The organism is Desulfurobacterium sp. (assembly GCF_027028515.1).
In the GTDB taxonomy this organism is placed as follows: domain Bacteria; phylum Aquificota; class Aquificia; order Desulfurobacteriales; family Desulfurobacteriaceae; genus Desulfurobacterium_A.
Genome location: NZ_JALVIW010000071.1, coordinates 1 through 18,675, shown reverse-complemented (window position 1 = coordinate 18,675; position 18,675 = coordinate 1). Strand labels below are relative to the sequence as shown.

The following is an 18,675-nucleotide window of genomic DNA, read 5'->3' as shown; positions in this document are numbered from 1 at the left end:
AATTTACTCTTCTATCATACACAAGAATGTTGGCTTCACTATAACATCAAGCTCATCAATCTCAGAAATTGCCGCCTTCACCGTTTCAAAAGAGGCCTCGTGAGTGGTCATAACAACGGGAACACCACCATTAAACTCTATACTCTTTTGCAGAGCCATCTTTATACTTATGTTAAATTTCCCCAAAATGCTTGAAATCTTTGCAAGAACACCCGGTTTATCAACAGCCGTAAACCTCAAGTAAAAACTTGAAACAAACTCACCGGGCCTTTTAACAGGTATTTTTGCATCTTTCTTTAAAAGTGAAACGGGAATACTGCTTCCCCTACCACAGGCTATGTCAGCAATATCCGCAACAACGGCACTTGCGGTAGGCTTTTGACCGGCACCCATGCCGTAATAGAGAGTTGGACCAACAAAATCTCCTTCTATTAAACAGGCATTAAAAACACCATCAACCGACGAAAGAATGTGATTCTCCGGAAGCATGGCCGGATGCACCCTGACTTCAACTTTTCCATTGTCCGGTTTTGCAACTGCAAGGAGCTTTATCCTGTACCCAAACTCATGAGCAAAATCTATATCAAGAGGGGTTATATCCCTTATACCTTTAACATAAACATCATCTATCGTCACCCAGCCACCGTAAGCTATGGAGGCAAGAATTGCTATCTTATGTGCTGCATCTATGCCATCAACATCAAGAGAAGGATCAGCCTCCGCATATCCTTTATCACCGGCAACTCTCAATGCCTCCTCAAAAGAAATTCCCTTTGTGGTCATCTCTGTAAGGATAAAGTTTGCTGTTCCATTTATAATTCCAAGGATTTTTTCTATTCTATTTGCAATCAGACCTTCGTTAAGTGCCTTTATAACAGGAATACCCCCACCTACACTTGCCTCAAACCGTATCGAAACGCCATTTTCAGCAGCAATAGAAAAAAGCTCCTTTCCGAAAGAAGCAAACAGCGCTTTATTTGCACTGACAACGTGCTTTCCAGTCTTTAAAGCGCCCTCAACAATATCCTTTGCAACGGTGGTGCCGCCGATAAGCTCAACAACTATATCAACATCAGATTCAACGACTGCAAAACCATCATTAACAACAAGTTCCTCCGGAACTCCAAGCTTTTTTACCTTCTCAACGTCTCTATCTGCAACCATAGAAAGCTCTATCTTCCTTCCGGTTCTCTCCTCAATAATATCTCCATTTTCAAGAAGTATCCTTACCACACCGGAACCAACAGTTCCACAGCCAATCACTCCAACCTTAACAGAATCCATACTCTACCCCTAAACGTTGATATTTCTGAGTCCGTACTTTTCAAAGGCTCTCTTGATACCTCTCACAGCTTGCTTAATTCTCAGTTCATTCTCAACAAGAGCAAGCCTAACATACTCATCACCATACTCGCCAAAACCGATACCGGGTGACACGGCAACCTTTCCATCCAGTAGAAGCATCTTTGAAAACTCAAGAGAGCCCATAGAACGAAACTTTTCAGGAATTTTTGCCCAAACAAACATTGTAGCCTTTGGTTTTTCAACGTGCCAACCTATACGGTTTAAACCATTAACAAGGACATCTCTACGCCTTTCATATATCTTTCTGTACTCTTCAACACAAGATTGATCGCCTTTAAGAGCAATAATAGCTGCAATCTGAATCGGCTGAAACATCCCGTAATCAAGGTAACTCTTCATTCTATAAAGGGCATGTATAACATCTTTATTACCGGCGGCAAAGCCGACCCTCCAGCCTGCCATAGAGTAAGTTTTGGAAAGAGAATAGAACTCTACCGCAACATCTTTTGCTCCTTTAACTTGAAAAATACTTGGCGGAACATATCCATCAAAAGAGATTTCAGAATAGGCAAGATCCTGGATAAGTAGAAGGTTATTTTCCCTGGCAAAATCAACAATTTTTTCAAAAAACTTTATATCAACGCAGGCTGTCGTCGGATTGTGGGGAAAGTTTAGAAGCAGAACTTTTGGCCTTGGCCAGCTTTCCTTGTAAGCTTTTATAATAGACTCTAAAAAAGCATCTTCATCGAATCCGTCATCAGTAAGAAGTGGAATGCTTCTAACATCACCACCTGCAATAATGAAAGAGTAAGGATGAATAGGATAGGCAGGAGTCGGCACCATGACAACATCGCCAGGATTGACCAGGGTCAGTGCAAGATGTGCAAGCCCTTCTTTTGAACCGATAGTCGTTATAACCTCAGTTTCCGGGTCAAGCTCAACGTCGTACTTTCTCTTGTACCAGAGGGCAAGTGCCTCTCTCAATTTAAAGAGGCCTTTCGTTTGTGAATATCTATGGTTACGTGGATTCCTTGCAGCTTCACACAATTTATCAACAATATGTTTTGGTGTGGGAAGATCAGGATTGCCCATACCAAGGTCAACAATATCTTCCCCCGCTCGCCTTAACTTCGTCTTTAAATCGTTAACAACAGCAAAAACATAAGGGGGAAGCCTATCAATACGTGCAAACTGAAAGTTCGGCATGGTTAACTCTCCAGATTTTAATTTAGAGGTTATTTTAAACTAAATTTTTCTATCTGTAACTGCTTCTTCAAACAGATTTATCGTTTCTCTATCTATTGAAATAAATCTTATCTCTTTCAAAGGCGCAAGAGGATTATCAGAAAGCCATCTGAAAACCTCATCAACTATGACAGAAACGCCTTCCCTCTTTGGATATCCAAAGATCCCCGTGCTTATGGCGGGAATAGAGATTGACGAAAGACCCAAATCCGAAGCAAGATCAAGAACAGACCTGACAGCACTCCTTAACTTCTGCTCCTCATTACCCTCACCCCAGATAGGACCAACAGTATGGATAACAAAGCGGCAAGGAAGATTTCCAGCCGTTGTAGCAACCGCTTTTCCAACTGGAAGATAGCCTATTCTGTTGCTTTCCTCCTGAATAATCTTTCCACCCTTTCTGACGATAGCTCCTGCAACTCCACCACCGTGCTTCAAAGAGGAATTGGCAGGATTTACAACAGCATCAACTCTCTCCTCTGTAATATCACCATAAACAACCACTACTTTTCTACCGTTAAAATTTAAATTCAAAACCTCCTGATTCTTCATACCTACTTAAGGTCTCCCCATATATACTGAACAAGAGCAAGTCCTACAATAGCAGCTGTTTCCGCCCTGAGTATTCTCTTTCCAAGGTGAATAACGTGAAAACCTTTATCTTTTAAAAAGTCAACCTCTTTTTCGTCAAGTCCTCCTTCAGGACCTACGACAAGGGAAACAGAAGTTGCAGTCACATCGGAAAAACTCTCAAAACTTCTTCCACCTCTTTCCCAGAGAACAAACCTTAAATCAGAATTATCTTCAACATCACGAAGCTTAACAGGTTCTTTAACAGGTGGAATAACAGCCCGTCCACACTGTTTTGAAGCATTTAAAACAATCTCATTCCAGCGCCTCAATTTCCCGCTCCAATCTTTAACTTTCTCACCAAAAGCAGAACGCTGACATATCACAGGAACAATTTCCGTAACACCAAGCTCCGTCGCTTTTTGAAGTGCAAGCTCAAACTTTTGAAGTCTGTTTGTAAGCCCCATAAAAAGCTTTGTTTTTAAAGGACTTTCCCTGTTTATGGTTATCTCTTCAAGAACTTTAAGCCGCACTGACTGAGTAGATGAAGCCTCTATAACAGCAAGATATTCTTTACCGCTCCCGTCAAAGATAACAATCTCGTCACCAGGACGAAGCCTCAAAACCTTCAAAACATGCCTTGCTTCCTGACCCCTCAAATAGGCAACATTACCCTTTATACCATCAACTTTAAATCTTCTCATAGCCTCTCCGTAATAACACGCAGGAATTATCTTAAATTTTAACATTACAGCAACAGTGTAAACACACTACCTTAAAAAACTCCTCAGATGTATTTTGCAGGCTATCGCAAAATATTCTACAGAAAAAGCAGACCTACTAAAGCTAAACATCAAATCCGACATTATGTAAGATAGAAGATTATACTGCTCCCCTATCTCTTGGGATTTTCAGGTTTTTAAATTTTCAATTCAAGAACAGTATTAAAGTTTCTTATGTAGAAGCCGCTCTTTGTTCTTCTGTGTTCTTTAAGAAACATTTTTCTTTCTGCTGTCATGATTGACTCTAAGGCTTGCTTTATTACTTCTTTAATGAGGTTTTTACCTATTTCTTCAAGCTTACACGAAATATCATACACTACCAAGTTCCACCCAAACAACGGTTCCATTTACACCGTAGAAATCATTTCCACCCGGTGGAATTCCAACAACAAACCCTTCAGCAAAAAGATAAACGGCAGAATCTGGAGAACCGCCACATGAGGTAAAAACAAGAGAAAGAAAAATCAACAGCAGGAAGTTCAATAACCTCATAAAATCACCTTATCTGTGCTGTTGCTCTCTTCTTCTTCTCTCTCACACTTATCTTTCCTTTAGGTGTTACATCAAATACCACTTCACCACCTTCAAGGAACCTTCCAGAAAGAATTTCGTCTGTTAACCTGTCCTCTATTAAAGATTGAATAGCTCTTCTTATGGTTCTTGCCCCATACTCTTTACGGAACTCCCTATCAACGATGTAATTTACAAACTTATTGGTAACATGAACTTTTAGATTCCTCTCTTTCAACTCTTCATTGAGCCTATCAACCTGCTTCCTGACAATCTCTTTAACATCTTCCCTTGTAAGAGGATGGAAAACAACTATCTCATCAAGCCTGTTTATAAACTCAGGTTTAAAGTATCTCTTCACTTCGTCCATAACAAAAGATTTCATTCTCTCAAAAGCCTTTCTTTCCATATCTTCTTCTGTGCCTGTATCAAAGCCAAGACCTTTTTGAGCGGAAACAAGGTGCTTTGCACCAAGGTTTGAAGTCATTATAAGTATCGTATTTGTGAAAGAAACTGTTCTACCAAGACCGTCCGTCAATCGACCGTCTTCCATTATCTGGAGCAGTATGTTAAGAACGTCTGGATGGGCTTTTTCTATCTCGTCAAGGAGAATAACGCTGTACGGCTTCCTCCTTACAATCTCTGTAAGCTGACCACCCTCTTCATAACCAACATATCCCGGAGGCGCACCTATAAGTCTTGAAACAGTGTGCTTCTCCATATATTCAGACATATCAATTCTAACCATCGCTTTCTCATCACCAAATAAAACTTCTGCAAGTGTTTTAGCAAGTTCTGTCTTACCAACACCTGTCGGTCCAAGGAAGAGGAAAGCACCTATAGGCCTGTTAAGGTTAGTCCTGATGCCGAGTCTTGAACGTTTTATGGCTCGCGCAACTGCACTGACAGCTTCTTCCTGACCAACCACCCTTTTATGAAGCTCAGATTCAAGCCTTAGTAGTTTTTCCCTTTCAGCTTCATGTATCTGATTAACCGGGATACCTGTCCAGAGTGCTACAATCTCTTCTATTTCAAGAACATCTACTACAGGCTTCTCACTCTTACGGGAAACGAGCCATTTCTTATTTAACTCTTCAAGCTCGGCAGTTAACTTCATCTCCTCCTGCTTGTACTCGTGAGCCTTCTCATACTCAGCCATTGCAAGAGCTTCCTCTTTGAGGGCTTTTATCGCCTGCAACTTCTCTTCTATTTTCTTTATTTCTGCAGGCTTTGTTCCCACTCTCAACTGAGCTTTTGCACCGGCTTCGTCAATAATATCTATAGCCTTATCGGGAAGTTTCCTATCATTTATGTAACGAACTGCTAACTTAACAGCCCTTTCTATCGCCTCATCGGTTATCTTCACGTTGTGGAATTCTTCAAATTTCGGCTTCAAACCTTTTAAAATCTCAACCGTCTCTTCCATTGAAGGCTCTTCAACTAAAACAGGCTGAAATCTTCTTTCCAGTGCACCGTCTTTCTCTATGTATTTTCTATATTCATCAAGAGTAGTAGCACCTATAACCTGTATTTCGCCCCTTGAAAGGGAAGGCTTTAGAATGTTTGAAGCATCCATAGAACCTTCAGCAGCACCAGCACCAACCAGTGTATGAAGTTCATCGATGAAAAGAATTACATCCTTATTGTTTTCAAGTTCCTTAACAACTGCCTTTAAGCGCTCTTCAAACTGTCCCCTGTATTTGGTTCCAGCAATAAGAGAAGCCATGTCAAGAGAAACGATTCTTTTATCCTTCAGCTTTTCCGGAACACCTCCTTCAGCTATTCTTATAGCCAATCCTTCAACTATTGCCGTTTTTCCAACACCTGGTTCACCTATCAAAACAGGATTGTTTTTACGTCTTCTCGCAAGAATGTGAATTACTCTCTCTATCTCTTTGTCACGACCAATAACAGGATCAAGAGTTCCTTCCTCGGCAAGTTTTGTTAAATCTCTTCCGTACTTGTCGAGATTAGGTGTGCTGGATTTTCTTGATGTCTTTGCTCTGCCAAGAATACCTTTAAGTATGGCCGTTACCTCCCTACGGAGCGTATAATGATCAAGGCCGTAACTTCTTAAAATTCTACCTGCAAGACCAAGCCTTTCTTTTGCAAGACCTATAAATATGTGCTCCGGTCCGACATAAGCATGGCCAAGTATTTTCGCCTCTTCAACTGCCTGTTCAAGAGCACGTCTTGCCTCTGTAGTAAAAGCAATGGTATTAACATCCACCTCTTCCGGGGAAGGTTGAATTTGATGAATTACCATTTCCTGGATACGAATCTTTGAAATGTTATACTTACTGATTATCTGATTAACAATTTCGTCCTCTTTCAGTAAAACAAGGAGTAAATGTTCCGTTCCAAGATAAGGTGTTCTTAAAACGACTGCCTCTTCCTTCGCTTTTATTACAATTTGTCTTGCTTTTTTTGTAAACTTCTCAAACATATACACCTCTCTTAAATATTAATAACACCGTCTTTTATAAAGTATATTCTGTCGGCAAATTTTTCCAGCTCATGATTATGGGTGGCAATGAAAAAAGTAGTTCCAGTTTCTCTGTTAAGTTCAGCCATAAGAGAAAGAACAGATTCTGAAGTTTTTGAATCAAGGTTCCCAGTAGGTTCATCGGCAAGAACAAGTTCCGGAGAGTTAACAAGAGCACGGGCAATTGCTGTTCTCTGTTGCTCACCGCCAGATATCTCGAACGGTTTATGAGTTAATCTATGTCCCAAACCGACCATTTTCAACATCTCAACAGCCTTTTCCCTCGCCTCGTCAACATCTACACCACCAATTAAAAGAGGAGCCATCACATTCTCAATAAGGGTAAACTCCATTATCAAATAGTGAAATTGAAATACAAATCCCAAATTTCTATTCCTGAAAAGTGCAAGCTCTCTCTCATCCAGTGAAAATAGATCTTTACCCCTATAAAGCACAGTTCCTAAAGTGGGTCTATCGAGAGTTCCAAGTATATGAAGAAGCGTACTTTTCCCCGAACCTGAAGCTCCCATTATCAGGGCAAATTCACCTTTATTTAACTTAAGGTTAACACCCTTTAGTGCCTCTACTCTATCACTTTCAGTTTCGTAAACTTTCTTCAAATTGTTAACTTCCACAAGAACCATAACTTTAACCTCTCTACCATAACGATTCAGGCTTATAATATCATCTTACTCTAAAGGTGGAGAGAAAATGGAAAAACTCCATAGAGTTGAAGAGAAGATTAAAGAAATCTTATCCTGTATCAGGAATGGATACGTTGTCGGCGGTGCAGTAAGAGATTCCCTTTTAGGTGAAAAGGAACTAAAAGACATAGATATCGTTGTTTCATCTCCACTTAATAAAACCGTTAACTGCATACAAAAATCAACCGGACAGAAAGGCTTCCTTTATACTAAGGAAAAACCTGTATTTACTCTTTATCTTGACAACACCAGAATTGACATAACGGAAATTCAGAAAACCCTTGAAGAAGATCTCCTATCAAGAGATTTTACAATTAATGCCATCGCTTACAGTCTGAAAGATAAAAAAATCATTGACCCCTTAGGCGGATTAAAAGACATATCATCAAAAATACTTAAACCCGTATCCTTTTCTTCTCTCCAGAAAGATCCTGTCAGAATCCTGAGAGGGATAAGGATCAAAAACAGATTCAGATTCTCATACTCCGAAGGGTTTATAAGCGGCACGTACAAATACGGCAAATTATTGGAAAGAGAACCTGTTGAAAGAGTGAGAGAAGAACTTATAAAAATCACTAAAATAAAAGAAGCATACAAAGCCTTTATAGACATGAGAAAACTTAATGTCCTTTATATCCTCTTTCCAGAACTGGCAGAAGAAGAGAAAATCCCACCATCAGGCTTACATCAGTACTCTTTAATAACCCATACAATGAAAACAGTTGAATACATCTGCACCATTTTAAACAAGCCAGAAACGCTAAACCCAAAAATTGTTAAAGAAATAGAAAACGCTCGTTTTTCAGGCAGCTTATCCGGAAGAGAACTGCTAATTTTAACCGCCCTTTTACATGACATAGGCAAACCCATCACAGTAAAGAAAAAAAACTGCTATTTAACATTTTACAACCACGACAAAGTAGGTGGAGAATTGGCCGAAAAGAGACTTTTATACCTTGGATTTGGGAAAAAAACCGCTTCCGCAGTGAAAAAAATTATAAAATTACATCTAATACCTTTTTTTCTGTTTCAACTTTTTAAAAAAAGAAAACTTACCCAAAAGGCAACGTACAGATTCATTAAAGAAGCAGGTAATCTACTACCTCTAATTGCCGTTCACAGCATCGCCGATTTCAAAGCTACTTCTGAAAAAATGGAAAAAATCTCAGAAGAATTCATCTGGTTTTTAAATGAAAAAGTAATAAATTTCCACTTAAAGGTAAAAAACCTGAAACCGCTTCTTTCAGGAAAAGAGATTATGGAAATAAAAGGCTTGAACGAAGGGAAAGCTGTAGGTAAAATAAAGGAAAAATTGCTTGAATTCCAGGCTTTAGGGCTTATTAAGACAAAAGATGAAGCAGAAAAAATTATAAAAGGTTTCTCACCGTGAGAAAAGCTCTTGGTGCTGATTACATAATTGATTTTGACATGAACATCATAAAGGACGGATGGCTTGTATTTCACAACGGTAAAATTGATTTTTTAAGATATGAACCAGAAGGTGAGTTTCACGAAAAATTAAAACTTGTAAATACTATAATTATTCCATCTTTTGTAAATGCGCACACACATCTTGAATTCTCTCTTATGGATTTTGAGCCTTCAAAGATAGAGTCTTTCTTTGATTGGCTTTTATGGATAATATCAAACAGACAGAAACTTGACAAAGAAGAGATAAAAAATGGGGTAAATAGAGGTATAGAACTTTCAGAAAAATGGGGAACGAGCTTTTTTGGTGACATTTCATCGTTTGGTGTTTCACGAAACATCGTTCAAAACGGCATCGTCTTTAACGAAATCCTTGGAAAATTCTTCAACGAAAATGCAGAACCGTCACTATCCATTCATGCAGTATATTCAACTTCCGTAGAAACAATGAAAAAAGTTGTGAAAAAATCTTTAAAGTATGGAACTCTTTACCAGATGCACGTAGGAGAAACGGCAGAGGAACAGAAATTTGTAAGAGGTGAACCCAACCTGTTTGAAACCCTCATATACCCTACAATAGGCAGAAAGCGGTTTGAAAATGTGTACGCAGAAAATATTATAACGTACCTCGAAAAGATAGGTGTACTCACGCCTTTGCTTATTGCCGTTCACTGTACAAATCTCTCAAGAAAAGAGTTAGGAAAACTCATGGAAAAAGGGTGTGGCATTGTAATCTGTCCAAGAAGCAACATTTTTCTCAAAACGGGCTTTCCTGACGTTGAGTTTTTGATAGACTACGAAAAACTGGCAATGGGCACGGATGGACTCAGCTCCAACACCTCTCTATCGATGATTTCAGAGATAAAAACAACATACATAAAAACGGAAGGAAAAGTCAACATCAAAAAACTTTTAAAAGCCGCAACAATAGGTGGGGCAAAAGTTTTAAACATTGAAAGTGACTACAAGAGGAGCGGCATGCTTACCGCCATCACAACAGAAAAACGGATCAGTGATCCCCTCACAGCTCTCCTTATGGATGATATTAAGGTAAACGCATTTGACTTGAAAGGCGAAAAAGTGTTAAATTCTCTTAGGCAATTTTCCGATAATTGAAAATCATTAGCGATGAATACAGACAGCGGAGGATTTAATGCTCAAATCGCTATACAAACTCTTCAGTTCAGTAAAGGTTGCCATAATAATCCTGCTCTCCCTCGCCGTAACATCCATCATAGGAACAATTGTCGAACAGCAACAGAACCCGGACAAATATTTAAGAGAATACGGTGAGGTAACCTACAAAATATTTAAATTTTTGGGGTTTACTGACGTTTACCATTCCTGGTGGTACATTCTGCTCCTTGTTCTACTTGCAATTAACCTTACAGTCTGTTCCATAGAACGTCTCCCTAAAATATGGAAGATTGCTAAACACCCGAAAAAGAAATTAAAAGAAGGAGCTGAAAACGCTTACAAACTCGTTCACAGATTAACTCTCTCAGCCAGCAACCCTGACGAAGTAGCAGAAAAGTTGACTGCAATCCTTAAACAGATGGGATATAAACCTGAAAAGGTTCCTTCAGATGAAGAAAATACAAGATACGTGTTCGCAGATAAACACGTTTTTGCAAGATTCGGCGTTTATATTGTTCATGCAGGTATTTTAATAGTTCTTATAGGTGGTCTATTAACCGCTATTTTTGGATATAGAGGATATATGAACCTTGCCGAAGGTTCTGAAAGCAACCTTGTAACACTATTTGGAAGCGGAAAAATTATAGAACTTCCATTTGACATCAAATGTGACAAATTCACAATAGATTTTTATCCGTCCGGAATGCCAAAAGCCTACATAAGCGACCTTGAAGTAATAGAAAAAGGTAAAACAGTAAAAAAACAAAAGATCGTGGTCAATACACCGTTGTCGTACAGAGGTATATATTTTTATCAGGCAAATTACGGGAAAGGAAGAATCTATTTCTTTAGAAAAAAAACAGAAAATGCTAAAGAAGAACCCATTATAGACGCACTGGGGCAACCTTTCTATATCGGAAAGGGGAAAGATGGAACTAAATACTACCTATCACCTGTTGCGATGGATGGACGTTTTATATTTGTCAATCTGATTACCAAAAGAGGTAAAACCATAGCCCAGGCGAAAATGGTGTCAGGTCAGTGGTACAGAATTCCCCAAACCGGACAATTTGTAGCGATAGGTGGCGCTGACATGGCTTATTACACCGGACTCCAGGTATCCTACGACCCGGGAACCTGGGTTGTATGGGTGGGAAGCACGATAATGGTAATAGGCCTGTTCGTTGCCTTCTTTATTCCTCATAAAAGAATCCTGGCAAGGATAAAGCAGGTAAAAGAAGGCAAAGTAAACATCGTAATCGCGGGAAGAACAAATAAAGGCTTTGAGTCTTTAGAAAAAGATATGGATAAAATCTTAGGGGTTCTTAAGTCTTCATACTGTAATATTTTAGCCCCTAAGGAGGAAAACCATGATTAATTCTGTCCAGCTCTTTAACATTGGAATGGTGATTTTTCTTGCCGCTTCTGTTTTCTACACAATCTATGCATTTTCAAAATCGGAAACAGCCGGCAAGATTGCTACCTACCTCTCAATTTTAGGTGTCGGAGTTCAAGGTGCTGCATTTGTGGTAAGAGGGATGGAAAAGGCAAAGCTAAATATGGTAAGCGATTGGCTTGCCTTTTACAAGTACGCACCCTTCACAAACATGTACGAATCACTGATGCTCTTTGGGTGGTCAATAGTAATCATCTACCTCATTTTTGAAAAGAAGTACAAGAACAAAATCTTTGGGATGTTTGTTCTTCCCATAGCAGTAATTGCGGAAGCTTCAACACAAATCTTAGGATTTAATCCAGAAGCCCAGCCGCTCGTTCCTGCTCTCCAAAGCAACTGGTTGCTCTTCCACGTTGTTACAACCTTTATCGGATACGCCGGTTTTGCAGTTAGTGCAGGTGTGGCATTCGCATATTTTGCAAAAAGGGAAGATGCAAACAGAACCGACTGGGCTGTTGTATTTCTTACAACTGTCTTCACCGTATTTTTCATTGTCTATTCTGCCTACAGAACAAACATACTGATGTTCTTGGCAATATCGGTAGTTGCAGCAGGACTGTTTACGCTATTCCTCATATGGCTTAACAAAAGCAAATATTCAAAATATCTTCCTTCAATTGAAACGCTTGAAGATATCATGTATCAATCCGCAGCTGTTGGATTCGTATTCCTGACAATTGGTATCATATTGGGTGCCGTATGGGCTAAATATGCCTGGGGCGGTTACTGGTCCTGGGATCCAAAAGAGACATGGTCATTGATTACGTGGCTTGTGTATTCAGCATACCTGCATGCAAGATATATCAAAGGTCTTTCCGGAAAACCCCTTGCTTACTTTACAATTATCGGATTCCTGTGCGTTATATTCACCTACTACGGTGTAAATCTCATTCTGCCAGGACTTCACAGTTACGCACAGTAATAAAAAGACTTGCAACAGAAAAGATTGGGGCTATATTTTAGCATTGTCATGTAGGACCGTAGCTCAGAGGGAGAGCGCCACCTTGACGCGGTGGAGGTCAGGGGTTCGAAACCCCTCGGTCCTACCACTTAAATCTCTTTATACATGTCAGGAAGCATAAACCTCCTCAACTTTCCTATTCTGGTTCTCGGCAGTTCCCTATCAGTTATCTTAAATTCCTTTATCTTCTTATAAGACTGAAGATGTCTCGTGGTCTTTTTAATCTCCTGCTTTATAAACTCATGAATGTCTTCTATTCCCTCTTCTATCAAAAGTTCAAAGTCTGGACGAATAATTGCCTTTATGACACCTCCGTCCTCAAAAACGCCAACTTCAAGAATGTAATTGCTTTTAAAAACCTCATTCTCAATATCTTCAGGATAGACATTTTTACCGTTATCAAGAACAATTACATCCTTCGCACGACCTGTAATGTGAATAAAACCGTCATCATCTATAAAGCCTAAATCCCCCGTATAAAACCAGCCATCTCTTATAACCGCTTCCGTCTCTTCAGGACGGTTATAGTAACCTTTCATAACGTTGTCACCCTTCACGGCAATTTCACCGTTGACTATTTTCACCTCAACACCTTTAATCGGAGGACCTGCAGAACCTATTTTTTTCTTATCAGGCCTGTTAACAGAAACAAGGGGAGACGTTTCCGTAAGACCGTATCCTTCAAGAAGATTAAAGCCCAAGGCCTCCAAGCCTTTAGCAACTTCAACGTTCAGCTTGGCACCTCCCGAAATCATAAACCTTAGAGACGGACCTATCTTTCTGTGAACTTCCTTAAATACCGCTTTTTGAAGCTTCTTTACACCAACTTTACGGAATAATTTCAAAGCTGAATTAACTAATTTTTTCTTGGGTCCCGAAAGCTTACCTATCTCAACCATAATGTTATGGTAGATAACCTGATATAACTTCGGAACACCAACCATTATAGTTACATTCTGGTCTCTAATCGTGGATAAAATATCGTTAGGTGTCAACTTCTCTATGAAAACAACCGGAAGACCTTCAACAACAGGAAGCAGTGCCGTAACAAGCAACGGATATGTATGATGAAAAGGTAAAATTGCTGCAAAACGGTCATCATCCCTCAAAACACCAGTATCTTCTATTCCTTCAATATTGTGATTAAGATTTTTATAGGTAAGCATCACACCCTTTGGATTTCCAGTTGTTCCTGATGTGTAAAGAATAACGGCAACTTCTTCAATGTCTGGAATTTTAACTGTTAAAGGCTTTTCTTCCTCGAAGGAAAGATTATCAACAATTACAATCGAAGGGTGATAACCAAGCTTCCTGACAGCCGCCCTTACCTTTTCCTTATTGGCAGAAGAGGTAATTATGTAACGGGGCTGAGAATCCCTGAATATATTGAAAAGCTCTTTCTCGGAAAGTAGATAATCTGCAGGAACAGCAATACCTCCTTTAAACATAATGGCAAACAGCGAAGCAATCCATAAGGGCGAATTTTCCATAAAGATAACAACTCTATCCTCCTCATTTAATTCAGGTAAGTTATCCTGAATCACAGAGATCCTCTTTTTAAGATCTTTAAATGTTAAAGGGATATACTTACCGTCTTTCTTGCCGATAAGAATCACCCTATCTGCTTTCTTGTCAAGATTATCAACTACTCTCTCAAGAAACATTAACAGACCTCCACAACAAAAAGTATTTAGAAGACGCTTTATTTTACAACACTCTGAGAAAGGTTCAAATAAGGTCAATAATATCTGATATAGATTTTTTCTTATCTTCAATTATTGTTATTAATTCACGTGCCATCTTTTTGGAAACGTTTTTTCCGGCAGGAACAGCATTTATTCTAAATTTTAAGTACCTATTAACAGTATCTATTTCTACGACATCCCCCTCTTTTACATCTTTTGAAGCTTTAACAACGCTACCGTTTATCCTTACAACACCTTCATCACACAGTATCTTCGCCTGACTTCTCCTCTTTATTATCCTTGAAAGTTTCAGAAACTGATCTATTCTCACCCTTTTTCCCTCTCCTGAAAGAAATAGAAAAAAGCCTTGCTAAAAGAGATAGGAAAGCTGCAGTTAGAAATCCGGCTATATATGAAATAATTATCAGCATGAATAACTTTGTTTTGTAGGCACCGACAAAAGGAATCACAACATTAACGTCCTGAAAGTTTGAAAGTGCAAAGAGAGAAACAGCTATTACAATAGCCGCAATAAAAATGGAATAAAGAAGCTGTTTAAACGTCATTAACCTATCCTCCGAAAAATTCTAAAATTAAATTTAACACACCGGAGGGAAATAGTCATTCAGTCATTCAAGAACTTTAATCTCTATTGCATCGGTGGGACAGTTCTCTTCACATATCCGACACGCCATACACCTATCAGGATACTCAACAACTGCCTTTCCTACATCGCTCATTTCGAAAACATCCACAGGACAAACATCAACACAAATGCCACAACCGGTGCAAAGCTCAACATGAATATAGGGTATATTTTTCAAATTCCCTCTCTTAATTTAAACGCTTTAACTGTATTATACATCAACATGGCTATTGTCATGGGACCAACACCACCTGGAACAGGTGTAATTGCAGAAACTTTTTCTTTCACATTCTCAAAATCAACATCACCTACAATTTTTCCGTTGACTCTGCTTATACCGATATCAATAACTACAGCGCCTTCCTTTATCATATCAGACTTTATAAGGTGCGGAACCCCTGTTGCAACACAGAGAATATCAGCATTCATCGTGTAACTTTTCAAATCTTTTGTATATACATGGCAGACAGATACAGTAGCATTTTTATTTATCATCATATTTGCAAGAGGTTTCCCTACAATATTACTGTGACCAACCATAACAACATTCTTTCCTTCAAGCTCTATACCGTAAGCTTCAAATATCTTCATAACACCGTAAGGAGTGCACGGCATAAGTCCTTCATCAAAAAGCCCCAGAACAACTTTCCCCATGTTTACAGGATGAAAACCATCAACATCTTTAGCAGGGTCAATAAGATTAATTATTCTCTGAGAATCAAGATGTTCAGGGAGAGGAAGCTGAACTAAAATTCCGTCAACATCCTCCTGTTCATTCAAAGTTTTCACTATCTCCTCAAGCTCTTTTTGAGAAATTGAAGCAGGTTTCCTTATACCTATAGATGTTACACCTATCTCCTCACAGGTTCTCTCTTTATTCCTTACATAAATCTGGCTTGCCGGATCATCACCAATAAGTACCACAGCTAAAGTTGGTGCACGACCAACCCTTCCTTTTAAAACAGACACCTCTTCCTTCAATTCCTCTTTAATCTTTGCAGCAAGTGCCTTTCCATCAAGAATAGTTGCCATCCTCACCTCTTATATAAATTTTTTGTATCCTTTCAAAAGAAATTACTTTTCTGCTTTCTACATCTACATTAAAAGAAACACCGCATACCTGAATCTTTGAAGGTTTATCAGGTACCTTAAAACGGACTGGAAGTTGTTTAATAAACCTATCAATGCTCTCTTTTAAATCCATCCCTATAACAGAATCTACCGCACCGCACATTCCAGCATCGGTTATGTAAAGGGTCCCTTCAGGCAGCAGTCTTAAATCAGCAGTCTGCACATGAGTATGAGTTCCTAAAACGGCACAGGCCCTTCCATCAACATAATAACCAAACGCCTGCTTTTCAGATGTTGCTTCTGCGTGAAAATCCACGATAAAAAGGTCTTCAGGAAATCGAGAGTGAACGGCATCAAAAACCCTAAAAGGATTATCAAGACACTCCACATAAATCCTACCCATAAGATTAACTACCGTTACTGTAACATCTTTAATCTTCAATCTGATTAAACCTTTTCCTGGAGTACCCTCTGGATAGTTTAAGGGGCGGAGTAGCGGATAATCCTCTATAAAATTAAAGATCTCCTTTTTGTCCCAGGTGTGGTTTCCCATTGTAATAACATCTACACCCTGAGAGAGGAATGCTTTCACTATCTTTTCTGTTATACCAAAACCGGCTGCGGCATTCTCACCATTAACAATACACAGATCATACTTTCCTCTATTTTCTTCCAGCCAGAGCTGAAGTGCTCTTCTACCAGGTCTTCCAGAAACATCTCCAAGAAAAGCAACATTTAACACTGACGACAAAGCAAACTCCCGAAGCAGAAATTAAGGGAATTTTACGACAATATCGGTTCAAATCCAAGAAAAGAAACATGTATGTTAAAATCCTTTTTAGCCAGAATGAGGAGGTGTGTATGAACATAGAGAAAGTACTTAAAGTTTACGATAATTCAGAAAAGCTCATAAATCTAATCCACGAGCTCGCACCAAGAGATAGAAAAATAAAGATAATGAATGTCTGTGGTTCTCACGAACATACAATTACTTTCAGCGGTATGAGAAGTCTTATGCCTGAAACAATAGAACTCGTTCCCGGTCCTGGATGCCCTGTCTGCGTATGCTCAGAAAGTGACATAATCAACGCCATAAAGCTATCACAGAGAGACGACACCATACTTTTAACCTACGGTGACATGCTAAGAGTACCTACAAAAATAGGCTCCATAAGAAGTGAAGGTAAACATTACAAAATGATAAGCGCTCCACACGAAGTCATTAAAATAGCAAAAGAAAATCCTGATAAAAACGTTGTATTCTTCTCAATAGGATTTGAAACCACAACAGCACCTACAGCAGCACTCATAGAGATGGGACTGCCTGAAAATGTAACAATCCTCACATCCCAAAAACTTACACCAGAAATAATGGAAATCCTTGTCAAGGATAGTGAAGTTGGCGTTGACGCCTTCGTCGCTCCGGGACACGTTTCGGCGATAGTCGGTGCAAATGCGTGGAAAAGATTTCCGGAAAAGTACGGAATACCAACGGTAGTAGCAGGATTTGAACCGGAAAATCTTCTGCTTGCATTCGCAGTAATATTAGCACAGATAAAAGACGAAAAGCCAAAATTGGAAAACGTTTACAAAGGAGTGGTAAGAGACGAAGGGAATAAAAAGGCTCTTGAACTGATGTACAAATATTTTGAAAAAGCAGATGTAAACTGGAGGGGAATTGGATACATTCCACAATCAGGATTGGAACTCAAAAAGGAGTACAGTAACATTAATGCAAGAGTAAAATTCAACCTGCCAGAGATAAAAGAGGAAAAGATACCCGGATGTATATGTGACAAAATTGTCCTTGGCAAAGCGTATCCATCAGAATGTAAACTATTCGGTAAAGTATGTACGCCAAGGACACCAAAAGGACCCTGCATGGTCTCCGGTGAAGGTGCGTGCAACATATGGTACAGAGCTGGCAATCGGTAATTAATAAGATAAAAAATTTTTAAAAAATGCGTAGAGTTGCAATTCAAAAATATTAGTATTATTTTTTCTGTGAATGGTCATTCACCCATAAAGAGTGAGGATTGACATATGGAAAAAACAATCAGAATCCTTATAGTCGATGACGAACCTTTTAATATCAATCTCATGAAAAAACTTGTAGAAAAAGCAATAGATAAAGTTTACTCTATATTTACATTTCACATCGAAGCCACAACATCTGCCCAAAAAGCTCTTAAAATAATAGAAAAAGAACATCCTCACCTGATAATAACAGATATAATGATGCCGGAAATAAATGGATACGATCTTATCAGAGAAACCAGAAAGAACTACAACATGGAAGAGCTAAAAATCATTGTGGTAACAAGTCTCGAAGATAAAGAATCCCGTGTTAAAGCTCTTCTCCTTGGTGCAAATGATTACACCGTCAAACCTGTTGATCCAGTGGAATTCCCAATACGAATAATGAACAACATAAAGCTAATAGAAAACTATCTCCTCCTTAAGGACAAAACTCTCCTCCTTGAAAATGCCGTTGCCAAAGCAGTAAAAGAAATCAGAGAAAGGGAAGAAGAAATTATATTCCGTTTAGCGGCAGCAACAGAATACAAAGACCAATTTACAGGAAACCACATTAAAAGAGTAGCAGAGTACTGCAAATTGATAGCAGAAAAATATGGATGTGACAAAAAATTCATTGAAGACATATACCTGGCATCACCACTCCATGACAT

General features: G+C 39.0%; 20 protein-coding genes and 1 tRNA gene. 7 read left to right on the top strand and 14 right to left on the bottom strand.

The genetic code is table 11. The features are described 5' to 3' along the window. Window positions 1-3 precede the first annotated feature (3 nt). From MV676_RS06425 to MV676_RS06390, 8 genes are all read right to left on the bottom strand, one after another. A complete protein-coding gene (locus tag MV676_RS06425; RefSeq protein WP_297445948.1) occupies window positions 4-1,284 on the bottom strand; it encodes a homoserine dehydrogenase in 1,281 nt (426 codons plus the stop codon). 9 nt (window positions 1,285-1,293) lie between these two features. Further along, window positions 1,294-2,511 carry an aminotransferase class I/II-fold pyridoxal phosphate-dependent enzyme gene (locus tag MV676_RS06420; protein ID WP_297445946.1) on the bottom strand — a complete coding sequence of 406 codons (1,218 nt, stop codon included), beginning with the start codon at window positions 2,509-2,511 and terminating at the stop codon, window positions 1,294-1,296. A 39-nt stretch (window positions 2,512-2,550) separates the two neighbouring features. Beyond that, window positions 2,551-3,102: a macro domain-containing protein gene (locus tag MV676_RS06415; protein ID WP_022846235.1), complete on the bottom strand. Its 552-nt coding sequence runs from the start codon at window positions 3,100-3,102 to the stop codon at window positions 2,551-2,553. Window positions 3,103-3,104: 2 nt separating this feature from the next. Beyond that, the gene (locus MV676_RS06410) at window positions 3,105-3,824 is read right to left on the bottom strand and encodes a 16S rRNA (uracil(1498)-N(3))-methyltransferase (protein WP_297445943.1); all 720 of its coding nucleotides are present in this window, start codon (window positions 3,822-3,824) and stop codon (window positions 3,105-3,107) included. 215 nt (window positions 3,825-4,039) lie between these two features. Then, the gene (locus tag MV676_RS06405) at window positions 4,040-4,225 is read right to left on the bottom strand and encodes a hypothetical protein (RefSeq protein ID WP_297445941.1); all 186 of its coding nucleotides are present in this window, start codon (window positions 4,223-4,225) and stop codon (window positions 4,040-4,042) included. Further along, the gene (locus tag MV676_RS06400) at window positions 4,212-4,394 is read right to left on the bottom strand and encodes a hypothetical protein (protein ID WP_297445940.1); all 183 of its coding nucleotides are present in this window, start codon (window positions 4,392-4,394) and stop codon (window positions 4,212-4,214) included. The genes MV676_RS06405 and MV676_RS06400 overlap by 14 nt, the downstream gene beginning before the upstream one ends. A 4-nt stretch (window positions 4,395-4,398) precedes the next feature. Then, window positions 4,399-6,858 carry an ATP-dependent Clp protease ATP-binding subunit gene (locus tag MV676_RS06395; RefSeq protein ID WP_297445938.1) on the bottom strand — a complete coding sequence of 820 codons (2,460 nt, stop codon included), beginning with the start codon at window positions 6,856-6,858 and terminating at the stop codon, window positions 4,399-4,401. Between the two features lie 11 nt (window positions 6,859-6,869). Continuing rightward, complete coding sequence (locus MV676_RS06390; protein WP_297445936.1) at window positions 6,870-7,541, bottom strand: ABC transporter ATP-binding protein; 672 nt, start codon at window positions 7,539-7,541, stop codon at window positions 6,870-6,872. A 67-nt stretch (window positions 7,542-7,608) separates the two neighbouring features. On the opposite strand from MV676_RS06390, the gene MV676_RS06385 reads away from it, so the two are divergent. The 5 genes from MV676_RS06385 to MV676_RS06365 all read left to right on the top strand — a co-directional run bounded on the left by MV676_RS06385 (window position 7,609) and on the right by MV676_RS06365 (window position 12,671). Next, on the top strand, window positions 7,609-8,991 hold the full coding sequence (locus tag MV676_RS06385; RefSeq protein ID WP_297445934.1) for an HD domain-containing protein: 1,383 nt from the start codon (window positions 7,609-7,611) through the stop codon (window positions 8,989-8,991). After that, window positions 8,988-10,145 (top strand): amidohydrolase family protein, encoded by a 1,158-nt coding sequence (locus MV676_RS06380; protein ID WP_297445932.1) that lies wholly within the window; start codon window positions 8,988-8,990, stop codon window positions 10,143-10,145. The genes MV676_RS06385 and MV676_RS06380 overlap by 4 nt, the downstream gene beginning before the upstream one ends. A 37-nt stretch (window positions 10,146-10,182) precedes the next feature. Further along, window positions 10,183-11,544 (top strand): cytochrome c biogenesis protein ResB, encoded by a 1,362-nt coding sequence (locus tag MV676_RS06375; RefSeq protein WP_297445930.1) that lies wholly within the window; start codon window positions 10,183-10,185, stop codon window positions 11,542-11,544. Then, complete coding sequence (gene ccsB, locus MV676_RS06370) at window positions 11,537-12,544, top strand: c-type cytochrome biogenesis protein CcsB (protein ID WP_297445928.1); 1,008 nt, start codon at window positions 11,537-11,539, stop codon at window positions 12,542-12,544. Before MV676_RS06375 ends, ccsB begins: the two co-directional genes overlap by 8 nt. 52 nt (window positions 12,545-12,596) lie before the next feature. Beyond that, a tRNA-Val gene (locus tag MV676_RS06365) sits at window positions 12,597-12,671 on the top strand. Between the two features lies 1 nt (window position 12,672). Here MV676_RS06365 and MV676_RS06360 read toward each other — a convergent pair. The 6 genes from MV676_RS06360 to MV676_RS06335 form a co-directional block, all read right to left on the bottom strand. Beyond that, the gene (locus tag MV676_RS06360) at window positions 12,673-14,247 is read right to left on the bottom strand and encodes an AMP-binding protein (RefSeq protein ID WP_297445926.1); all 1,575 of its coding nucleotides are present in this window, start codon (window positions 14,245-14,247) and stop codon (window positions 12,673-12,675) included. Window positions 14,248-14,311: 64 nt separating this feature from the next. Then, a complete protein-coding gene (locus tag MV676_RS06355; RefSeq protein ID WP_297445924.1) occupies window positions 14,312-14,599 on the bottom strand; it encodes a S4 domain-containing protein in 288 nt (95 codons plus the stop codon). Further along, window positions 14,529-14,834, bottom strand: a complete 306-nt coding sequence (locus tag MV676_RS06350) for a hypothetical protein (RefSeq protein ID WP_297445922.1) — start codon at window positions 14,832-14,834, stop codon at window positions 14,529-14,531. The genes MV676_RS06355 and MV676_RS06350 overlap by 71 nt, the downstream gene beginning before the upstream one ends. 63 nt (window positions 14,835-14,897) lie before the next feature. After that, window positions 14,898-15,092, bottom strand: coding sequence for a 4Fe-4S binding protein (locus tag MV676_RS06345; RefSeq protein WP_022846218.1), 195 nt, complete (start codon window positions 15,090-15,092; stop codon window positions 14,898-14,900). Further along, the gene (gene folD / locus MV676_RS06340; RefSeq protein WP_297445920.1) at window positions 15,089-15,946 is read right to left on the bottom strand and encodes a bifunctional methylenetetrahydrofolate dehydrogenase/methenyltetrahydrofolate cyclohydrolase FolD; all 858 of its coding nucleotides are present in this window, start codon (window positions 15,944-15,946) and stop codon (window positions 15,089-15,091) included. The genes MV676_RS06345 and folD overlap by 4 nt, the downstream gene beginning before the upstream one ends. Continuing rightward, on the bottom strand, window positions 15,930-16,727 hold the full coding sequence (locus tag MV676_RS06335; RefSeq protein ID WP_297445968.1) for a TIGR00282 family metallophosphoesterase: 798 nt from the start codon (window positions 16,725-16,727) through the stop codon (window positions 15,930-15,932). Before MV676_RS06335 ends, folD begins: the two co-directional genes overlap by 17 nt. A 119-nt stretch (window positions 16,728-16,846) precedes the next feature. Between MV676_RS06335 and hypD the strand changes: the two genes are divergently transcribed. Both hypD and MV676_RS06325 read left to right on the top strand, forming a co-directional pair. Continuing rightward, window positions 16,847-17,920 (top strand): hydrogenase formation protein HypD, encoded by a 1,074-nt coding sequence (gene hypD / locus MV676_RS06330; protein ID WP_297445918.1) that lies wholly within the window; start codon window positions 16,847-16,849, stop codon window positions 17,918-17,920. Window positions 17,921-18,028: 108 nt separating this feature from the next. Beyond that, window positions 18,029-18,675: response regulator (locus MV676_RS06325; protein ID WP_297445916.1), on the top strand; the 647-nt coding region annotated here is incomplete at its 3' end.